General features: G+C 66.6%; 7 protein-coding genes. 4 read left to right on the top strand and 3 right to left on the bottom strand.

Going from position 1 to position 8951, the window contains the following annotated elements:
- Positions 1 to 123 precede the first annotated feature (123 nt).
- Positions 124 to 345, bottom strand: a complete 222-nt coding sequence (locus ACKAE7_RS19870; RefSeq protein WP_013600696.1) for a hypothetical protein — start codon at positions 343 to 345, stop codon at positions 124 to 126.
- Between the two features lie 256 nt (positions 346 to 601).
- Between ACKAE7_RS19870 and ACKAE7_RS19865 the strand changes: the two genes are divergently transcribed.
- Positions 602 to 2710: a type IIA DNA topoisomerase subunit B gene (locus ACKAE7_RS19865; protein WP_408980098.1), complete on the top strand. Its 2109-nt coding sequence runs from the start codon at positions 602 to 604 to the stop codon at positions 2708 to 2710.
- Positions 2711 to 2797: 87 nt separating this feature from the next.
- On the opposite strand, the gene ACKAE7_RS19860 is transcribed toward ACKAE7_RS19865, so the two are convergent.
- Both ACKAE7_RS19860 and ACKAE7_RS19855 read right to left on the bottom strand, forming a co-directional pair.
- Positions 2798 to 3790, bottom strand: coding sequence for a M56 family metallopeptidase (locus tag ACKAE7_RS19860; protein WP_188812826.1), 993 nt, complete (start codon positions 3788 to 3790; stop codon positions 2798 to 2800).
- 6 nt (positions 3791 to 3796) lie between these two features.
- Positions 3797 to 4183 carry a BlaI/MecI/CopY family transcriptional regulator gene (locus tag ACKAE7_RS19855; protein WP_013600699.1) on the bottom strand — a complete coding sequence of 129 codons (387 nt, stop codon included), beginning with the start codon at positions 4181 to 4183 and terminating at the stop codon, positions 3797 to 3799.
- A 270-nt stretch (positions 4184 to 4453) separates the two neighbouring features.
- Between ACKAE7_RS19855 and ACKAE7_RS19850 the strand changes: the two genes are divergently transcribed.
- From ACKAE7_RS19850 to cydD, 3 genes are all read left to right on the top strand, one after another.
- A complete protein-coding gene (locus ACKAE7_RS19850) occupies positions 4454 to 6058 on the top strand; it encodes a cytochrome ubiquinol oxidase subunit I (RefSeq protein WP_188812863.1) in 1605 nt (534 codons plus the stop codon).
- A gap of 31 nt (positions 6059 to 6089) precedes the next feature.
- Positions 6090 to 7139 carry a cytochrome d ubiquinol oxidase subunit II gene (gene cydB / locus ACKAE7_RS19845; protein ID WP_188812824.1) on the top strand — a complete coding sequence of 350 codons (1050 nt, stop codon included), beginning with the start codon at positions 6090 to 6092 and terminating at the stop codon, positions 7137 to 7139.
- Between the two features lies 1 nt (position 7140).
- On the top strand, positions 7141 to 8951 hold a 1811-nt coding region (cydD, locus tag ACKAE7_RS19840), incomplete at its 3' end, for a thiol reductant ABC exporter subunit CydD (RefSeq protein ID WP_408980097.1).

Here is an 8951-nt window from a genome sequence, read left to right as displayed (position 1 = left end):
GGCGCAGGGCCTGGCCGGCCGGGACGGGGCCCGGCGAGGGCGCGGGCGCGGCTTAAACGAAGGGCGGGGCTTAAAAGAATTGGGACCCCACCTTCCGGTGGAGTCCCAACAGCTTGGGGGAAGCTAGTCGATTTCTACGGCTGCCTTCTCGTGAAGCTTGCCCGTCTCATCGTGCCAGTCGGAGCTCAAGGGCTTCAGAGTCGCCTCGACTGCGCGGGCATGGTGGCCGCAGAAGAGCAGCTCACCGCCGGAGGACTCCAATACAACCCGGACATAGGCCTGAGCTCCGCAACGGTCGCACCGGTCCAGTGCATTGAGTGTGCGGTCTGCCACTGCTGTTGTCATGTCGGCCTCCTTAGTAGATCAGTACGTCTATATAACCAGCATTCGTAACAAAACCATCGCAAGGATGGGGCAAGTTCGCTGTGCGCGTATCCGCAATGTTGGCTCAAGAACGTCCAAGCAGCCTGCGCACGCCCTGACGTGGCGCGGTCCACACCCTCCGCCAGGTGTGGCAGCCGCACCGCAGGCGCCGCGCCGACTACCCTAGAGGAAGAGATCCCAGCCCGCTGTTTTACGTCCCTGAAGGAGCTCATCACCAGTGGCACCCAGTTCTGATTACACTGCCCGGCACCTGTCTGTACTGGAGGGCCTTGAGGCCGTCCGCAAGCGCCCGGGCATGTACATCGGTTCCACCGACTCCCGCGGCCTCATGCACTGCCTCTGGGAAATCATCGACAACTCCGTCGACGAGGCGCTGGCCGGATTCGGCCACGACATCAAAATCATCCTGCACGCGGACAACTCCGTGGAGATCCACGACGACGGCCGCGGCATTCCCATCGACAAGGAACCCAAAACGGGCCTGACGGGCGTGGAGGTTGTCTTCACCAAACTGCACGCCGGGGGCAAGTTCGGCGGTGGCTCCTACACCGCCTCGGGCGGCCTGCACGGTGTGGGTGCGTCTGTGGTCAATGCCCTGTCCTCCCGCCTGGACGTCGAAGTGGACCGGGGCGGGAAGACCTACAAGATGTCGTTCCGCCGCGGCGAGCCCGGGCGCTTCAAGGACACCGGTTCCAAAACGGACCCCGCCGCGCCCTTCACACCGTTCGTTGACGACTCGGTCCTGGACATCGCCGGCAAGGCCAAGCGCGGCGTCACGGGAACCCGGATCCGCTACTGGGCCGACCGGCAGATCTTCACCCCCGACGCCAAGTTCTCCTATGAGGAACTGGCCGCCCGCGCCCGGCAGACCTCCTTCCTGGTTCCCGGCCTCAAGCTGACAGTGCGGGATGAGCGGAGGGTCCCGGGAACCCCCGGCGAGGCGGGCGTCCACGAAGAGGTGTTCCACCATGACGGCGGCATCTCGGAATTCGTCGAATTCCTCGCCGCCGATCCGGCAGTCACCGATGTGTGGCGGCTGCATGGATCCGGAAAGTTCAAAGAGACGGTGCCCGTCCTGGACGAGCGCGGGCACAGCCAGCTTGCCGAGGTGGAGCGGGACTGTGAAGTGGATGTCGCGCTGCGCTGGGGGATCGGCTACGACAGCACGGTCCGCAGCTTCGTGAACATCATTTCCACGCCCAAGGGCGGAACCCACCAGTCCGGGTTTGAACAGGCCCTGGTAAAGACGTTCCGCAAGGCAGTGGAAAACAACGCCCGCAAGCTCAAGGCAGGCAATGACAAGATCGAAAAGGACGACATCTTCGCAGGACTGACGGCGGTCCTGACGGTGCGGCTTGCGGAGCCGCAGTTTGAAGGCCAGACCAAGGAAATCCTGGGCACATCAGCCGTGCGCGCCATCGTTGCCAAGGTGGTGGAACGCGAGATCAGCGCCAAGCTCAGCTCCGTGAACCGCAATGACAAGGCCCAGTCCGCCCTGCTGCTCGAAAAAATCGTCAGCGAGATGAAGTCACGCATCTCGGCCCGCGTGCACAAGGAGACCCAACGGCGCAAGAACGCGCTGGAAACCTCCTCCATGCCCACCAAGCTGGCCGACTGCCGCACGGACGACGTCGCACGTTCCGAACTGTTCATTGTGGAAGGCGACTCGGCGCTCGGAACCGCCAAGCTGGCCAGGTCCTCCGACTTCCAGGCGCTGCTGCCCATCCGCGGCAAAATCCTCAATGTCCAGAAAGCCTCGGTGGGGGACATGCTCTCCAATGCCGAGTGCGCCGCCCTGATCCAGGTGGTGGGGGCCGGGTCCGGACGCAGCTTCGACCTTTCTGCCGCCCGCTACGGCAAGGTCATCCTGATGACTGACGCCGACGTGGACGGCGCGCACATCCGCACCCTGCTGCTGACCCTTTTCTTCCGCTACATGCGGCCCATGATCCTGGAGGGCCGGGTGTTCGCGGCGGTTCCGCCGCTGCACCGGGTGGAGGTCATCAACGCGGGCCAAAAAGCCAACGAGATGATCTACACCTACTCCGAGGCGGAGCTCCACGTCCTGCTGGCCCGCCTGGCCAAGGAGGGCAAGCGGTACAAGGAGCCGATCCAGCGGTACAAGGGCCTGGGGGAGATGGACGCCGAGCAGCTGGCGGAAACCACCATGGACCCGCGGCACCGTACCCTGCGCAAGGTGGGGATCGAAAACGCGCAGCAGGCAGAGGAGATCTTCGACCTGCTGATGGGCTCGGACGTGTCACCGCGCAAGGACTTCATCATCGCAGGCGCCTCCAGCCTGGACCGGGAGCGCATCGACGCCTGACGGCAGAAGGCAGCGGGCAGCCGGCGGGGGCCGCAGGCATCCTGTGCCGCAGGCGTCGGGGGATTTGGGGGAGGACGACGGCGGGACTTACCCCAGCAGGCCGGGCACCACGAGCAGCAGGGTGGGCAGAGCAAGGAGCAGTACGGATCCTGCCACGACCATGCTGCGGATGGGCGCCGGCAGCTCAGGCCGGGGCGAGAGCAGCCGGCTGACCCGTGAGGCGGTGGTCCGGGCGGAGTCCGCGCCGGACGTGCCGGCGGCGGCGTCAAGTCCGGAGAGCGCCAGGCTGGACACCTCCTGTCGGAGGTCCGCGCCGCCGCTGTTCCCGGCCGACCCGCTGGCCACAATGGCGATGGCCTTGATCAGCGTGGCCTTGCTTTCGGTCTTGAGCGCGACGTCGTCCGCCAGCATCTCGATCAGGGAGTTCACTGACTCTTGGGCGAGGCGGGTGGTTGGCAGCCAGGGTAATGCCTGCCGCCAGGCAGCGAATGCCCACAGCAGCAGGTGGTGGCGCTGGCTGAGGTGGGCGTTCTCATGAATCAGGACCGCACGGAGTTCCGCGGGCTCAAGGGCCGCCATCAGGCCATCCGAAAGAACAGTCACGGACCGGGCGCCCCCGGGAAGGCAGTAAGCCACGGGGGAGTTGTGGCTGATGACCAGGGTTCCCGTCCCCTCAGCGGACGGCGAGGCCAGCAGGGACAGCAGTTCGCGGTGCCGGCGCCGCTGGCGCTCAATCTTGTAGTAGGTCAGCAGGAGCGTGAACACCAGGTGGGCGGTGAGCAGCGCCGCCGCGGACAGGGCGAAAATATGCCAGAAACCCAGGGCGGTGGTGGGGGCGTTGTACAGCACCATGCCGGCCAGCGCCCGCAGGCCTGCGATCAGGTTGTCCCCGATCGGTTCCAGGCCATACACGAGCATTGCGCCGATCATGGACAGCCCGCCGGCCAGCGCTATCGCCTGCCACAGGATCATGGCGGTAAAGGGTGAGCGGGCGGGCCACTGCGCGCGTGAGAGTAGGACAGGCACCGGCCACGCCAGGACTATCGCAAGGACCGCCAGCAGGTACGAGGCCCAGAACATGGTCCGCTAGAGGTGGCCAAGCAGTTTGCGCAGAGTCTCGGCTTCACCCTCGGATACGGACCCGATAAAGCGGGCCAGCACTGCTTCGCGGTCCGGAGCCGACCCCAGCACCTCGTGCATCAGCTCGGCGGTGTGGTCCTCGCGGCTGGACACTGCCTGGTACCGGTGCGGACGGGTGCCGCGTTCGCGCTCCACCAGGCCCTTCTTCTCCAGCCGGGACAGCACGGTGAGCACAGTGGTCACGGCAAGCTCCTTGCCCTCGTGGCCGGCTGCACCGCCTTGCCCGGCCGAGGTCTGCGCGAGCCTGTCCCGCAGCGTGTTGGCTGTGGCTGCTTCCTGGCCCGCCCAGAGCAGATCCATCACTGCCCGTTCCAGTTCACCAAGACTAGCCATTGCACTTTTCCTTTGTTTCCCCGCGCCACCGCCGCCGGGCGGAAGTGGCTGCATGCTGTGTTTGAACTACACCTCCAATTTACCCGGTTTTCCCGAGACTTTCTACGTTGGGTAGAACACGTGGCCTGACGCGGCCCTTGCCTGCCGCGCCGGGGGAGTGGAAGCTGGTTTTTACACCACCGCCGCGGTTGTTCTACACTCGGTAGAAGTTGAGTTCTACAAAACGTAGAAGATCTGCATTCGCTGACACGAGGGACCGCCTTGGACGCTATGGACGCGCTGGAAATCGCACGCTGGCAATTCGGGATCACCACCGTTTACCACTTCATGATGGTCCCGCTGACCATCGGCCTTGGCCTGGTTGTCGCAGTCATGCAGACGGCCTGGCACCGCACGGGCAACCCCGAATACCTCCGGATGACCAAGTTTTGGGGAAAGCTGTTCCTCATTAACTTCATCATGGGTGTGGCCACCGGCATCGTCCAGGAGTTCCAGTTCGGGATGGCCTGGAGTGAATACAGCCGGTTCGTGGGCGACGTCTTCGGCGCGCCCCTGGCCCTGGAAGCGCTGCTGGCGTTCTTCGTCGAGTCCACCTTCCTGGGACTGTGGATCTTCGGGTGGAAGCAGCTCAAGCCCGGCATCCACCTGGCGTGCCTGTGGATCGCAGTGATCGGGTCAATCTTCTCCGCGTACTTCATCATCGTGGCCAACAGCTGGATGCAGCACCCCGTGGGCGTGGAGATGATCGACGGCCGGCCCGTCATGACCGACGCCTGGGCCGTCTTCACCAACAACACCGCGCTCGTTGCCGTTCCGCACACCCTCTTTGGAGCCCTCGCCGTTGCCGGCGGCTTCCTGCTGGGCATCGCCTGGTACCACCTGTGGCGCCGGCGGCGCGACGGCGTCGACACAGTCGGCGCCGACGGCAAGGTCATCCCGGGCGAATCTGCGGACATCCCCGGCCGGGACCGCGACGACCACAAAGTCTGGCTCCGTTCCCTGCGCATCGGCGCAGTGGTGGCCATGATCTCCTTCGCCGGCACCGCCCTCACCGGGGACCTCCAGGGCAAGCTGATGTTCGAACAGCAGCCCATGAAGATGGCCGCAGCGGAAGCCGCCTGCCATGACGGCACCGGGTTCTCCGTCCTGAGCATTGGCAACCTTGGTTCGCAGAACTGCGACGACATCGTTGCCCTCATTGAAGTCCCCGGCATCCTCTCCTACCTGGCTAAGGGCGACTTCACCACCGAAGTCCAGGGCGTCAACAGCCTCCTGCCGCAGTACAAGGAGGCCTACGGGACCCACCTGCCGGACAACCCCATCTACGGCGAACGCGCCGGCCAGGAAATCGACTACCTTCCCGTCATGGAGGTCACCTACTGGGGCTTCCGCATGATGATCGGCTTCGGCGGGCTCGCCGCCCTGGCAGCCCTCGTGGCGCTGTGGATCACCCGGAAGGGGACCGTCCCCGAATCCCGGTGGCTCATGCGGCTCGCCGTCTTCGGCATCCTGGCACCCTTCGGCGCCAACGCCGCCGGCTGGATCTTCACCGAAATGGGCCGCCAGCCGTTCGTCGTTGCCCCCAATCCGGATCCCAGCGGCATCGACCAGGTCTTTATGTTCACGGCGGCGGCGGTATCACCCGGTGTCTCTGCCGGGGAGCTGCTGGCCTCGCTGGTCACCCTGACGGCGGTCTACGCAGTCCTGTTGGTGGTAGAAGTCAAGCTGCTGGTGAAATACATCCGCGGCGGAGTGGTCTCCGCCATGCCTGAGCTGGTCCATGCACCGGCCGACGAAAATGAGGACGCCACCCCCGGAACCGGTGGACCGGGCGGCGGCAAACCCGGCGACGACGTCCTGGCGTTCGCCTACTAAGCCGCGCACGAAGAGCAGAGGAAATACACACATGGAACTGCTGCCAACAGTCTGGTTCATCGCCATCGCGGTGCTGTGGACCGGGTACCTCTTCCTGGAGGGTTTCGACCTCGGCGTCGGGATGCTTATGAAGCTTTTCGCCCGCAACAACACCGAGCGCCGCGTCCTGCTCAACACCATCGGACCCGTCTGGGACGGCAACGAGGTATGGCTCCTGACGGCCGGCGGCGCCACGTTCGCCGCCTTCCCGCTCTGGTACGCCTCCCTGTTCTCCGCCCTTTACCTCCCGCTCCTGGTGGTGCTTGTTGCCCTGATTTTCCGGGCGGTGGCCTTCGAGTACCGGGGCAAGGTGGACACCGACCAGTGGCGTGCCCGCTGGGACTGGGCCATCGCGCTGGGATCCTTCTTCGCGGCCTTCGGCGTGGGTGCCGCGCTGGCGCTCACCACCACCGGCCTGCCGCTGAACGCCAACGGCGACCGCGAAGGAGGCCCGCTGGCCTGGTTCAGCGGATACGCCGTTCTGGGCGGCCTCGCCGTCGTGGGCTTCTCGCTGATCCACGCCCTGGCTTTCCTGGCCCTGAAGACCGACGGCGACGTGCGGCACCGGGCACGGACATGGTTCGTGCGCCTGCTCCCCGTCCTGCTCCTGCCCATCGCGGCGTGGGCACTCAGCATCCAGTTCCTGGACGGGAAGCCTTGGACCTGGGCCCTTGTCCTGCTGGCTGTTGCCGCCGCGGCCGCAGCCTGGGTGTGGGCCCGTAAGGGAGCCGAAGGCAAGGCCTTCTCCGGGCTTGGCGCCTTCCTGGCACTGGGATCGGCATCGATCTTTGCGGCGGTGTTCCCGGTGGTGCTGCCCTCCACCCTCAACGAGGCCTTTGACCTCACCATCTCCAACGCTTCCTCCTCCGACTACACCCTGGGGCTCATGAGCATCGTGGCGGCCTTCGGCCTTCCCCTTGTCATCGCCTACCAGGCCTGGACCTACTGGGTGTTCCGCCGCCGGGTCAGTGCAGCGCACATCCCGGAGGCCCACAGCTTCCTGCCGGCCATCGCCGCCAGGGCCTTCACAACGAAGGGCTGACATGCGGCCAAGTTTCCCTCCCGGCCCGGCCACCCGCTCCGCCGTCTACCTGCTCGGACTGCTGGCAGCCCTGAAGGCCCTGTCACTTGTCCTGATGGGCCAGGCCGTGGCCTCGGTACTGGCCGGACTGGTGGCGGCGGACCCGGACTGGGCAGGCCAGGTTGCCCTGGGACTGGCCGGCGTCGTGCTGCGGTCACTGACCGTCTGGGCACAGGCCGTCGCTGCCCGGCGGGCGGCCCTTGGCATCAAGGAGGAGCTGCGTGCCGGGCTGCTCGAACGGGCGCTGCGCAACGGCGCCCGGGGAACCGGCCCTGCCGACGGCGGGCTCGCCGTCCTGGCAACCCGTGGACTGGATGCGCTGGACAACTACTACACCCAGTTCCTCCCGGCACTGGTGAACTGCGCGGCGATCCCGCTGCTGCTGGGAGCACGGATCCTCTTCGCGGACTGGGTCAGCGCGGTGGTGATTGTCCTGACCGTACCGCTGGTGCCGCTGTTCATGGTGCTCATCGGCCGGTACACCGAAGACAACGTCCGCGAAGCGCAGGCGGCCCTCGGCAGGCTGTCCGCCCACATGCTGGAGCTGGCAAAAGGCCTGCCGGTCCTGGTGGGGCTCGGGCGCGCCACGGCGCAGCGCAAGGCCCTCGAAGAGATCTCCGAGGAATACCGCACCCGCACCATGGGAACCCTCCGCACCGCATTCCTCTCAGCGCTGGCACTGGAACTGATCGCCACCATCTCCGTCGCGGTGGTGGCCGTGTTCATCGGCGTCCGGCTGGTGCACGGGGACATGCCGCTCGAAGCCGGCCTGCTGGCACTGATCCTGGCCCCGGACTGCTATCTCCCGCTGCGTGAACTGGGCACCGCCCACCACGCCAGCGACGACGGACGGGTGGCCCTCGCGGAAACCACCGCAGTCACGGAGGCCCCCGAACCCCGGCCGCTCCCGGCAACCCGGGCGGGACGGCCCGGTGCCCCAATCTCCGTCACGGACCTGACCGTGCGCTACAGCGGAAGGTCGGGCCCCGCTGTCGGCCCGCTCAGCTTCACCGCGCCGCAAGGCAGGATCACCGCCCTGGACGGAGCCAGCGGCGCAGGAAAGAGCACAGTCCTCGGCGTGCTGGCGGGAACCATCGGGGACGGATCCGGCACCACGGTCACCGGCACCCTCCAGGGCATCGACCGCAGCGCGCTGGCCTGGGTGCCGCAGCATCCGGTCATGCTCGCCGAAACTGTCCTGGACGAGGTGGTCCTGTACCTCTCCGGGGATATCGAGGGCGCCCGCGGCCACGCCGGCGTGGAAGCCGCCGCACGCTCATGCCTGGCCCGCGCCGCTGCCGGCCACCTGGCACACCAGCACCCCGCCGAGCTGAGCCCCGGGGAGCTGCGGAGGGTGGCACTGGCCAGGGGACTGGCCCGGATCGAGGCAGGAGCCACAGTGCTGCTGCTCGATGAGCCCACCGCGCACCTGGACGACGTCTCGGCCATGGTGGTGGAAGACGCGATCCGCCACCTGCGCGGACGCGTCACCGTGATCCTCGTGGCGCACAACGGACGCACCCGCAACCTTGCCGACCATCTGGTGCCGGTGGCTGCGCACGCAGAGCCATTCCACGCAGAGCCAGTCCAGGCAGAGCCTGCCCGGGCAGGGGAACCAGGCGTGCGGGCCGGGGTGCTGGCCACAGCCGCAGCGCCGGGGCAGGCCGCGTTGCAGAAGGCCGGGCCGAAACCAGGGAGCGCCGTGATCATGTTCAGGCGCCGGTTGTGCGAGTCGGCCATCAGCTGTTCGGCCAGCTTCTCCGCCTTCACTGC

The organism is Pseudarthrobacter sp. NKDBFgelt (genome assembly GCF_046097905.1).
Lineage (GTDB): Bacteria > Actinomycetota > Actinomycetes > Actinomycetales > Micrococcaceae > Arthrobacter > Arthrobacter polychromogenes.
This window is presented reverse-complemented; position numbering and strand designations above follow the sequence as displayed.

What these genes read in the sequence shown, in the direction of transcription:
- ACKAE7_RS19870 (WP_013600696.1), bottom strand. Translation starts at nt 345, where the DNA reads ATGACAACAGCAGTGGCAGACCGCACACTCAATGCACTGGACCGGTGC.
- ACKAE7_RS19860 (WP_188812826.1), bottom strand. Translation starts at nt 3,790, where the DNA reads ATGTTCTGGGCCTCGTACCTGCTGGCGGTCCTTGCGATAGTCCTGGCG.
- ACKAE7_RS19855 (WP_013600699.1), bottom strand. Translation starts at nt 4,183, where the DNA reads ATGGCTAGTCTTGGTGAACTGGAACGGGCAGTGATGGATCTGCTCTGG.
- ACKAE7_RS19850 (WP_188812863.1), top strand. Translation starts at nt 4,454, where the DNA reads ATGGACGCGCTGGAAATCGCACGCTGGCAATTCGGGATCACCACCGTT.
- cydB (WP_188812824.1), top strand. Translation starts at nt 6,090, where the DNA reads ATGGAACTGCTGCCAACAGTCTGGTTCATCGCCATCGCGGTGCTGTGG.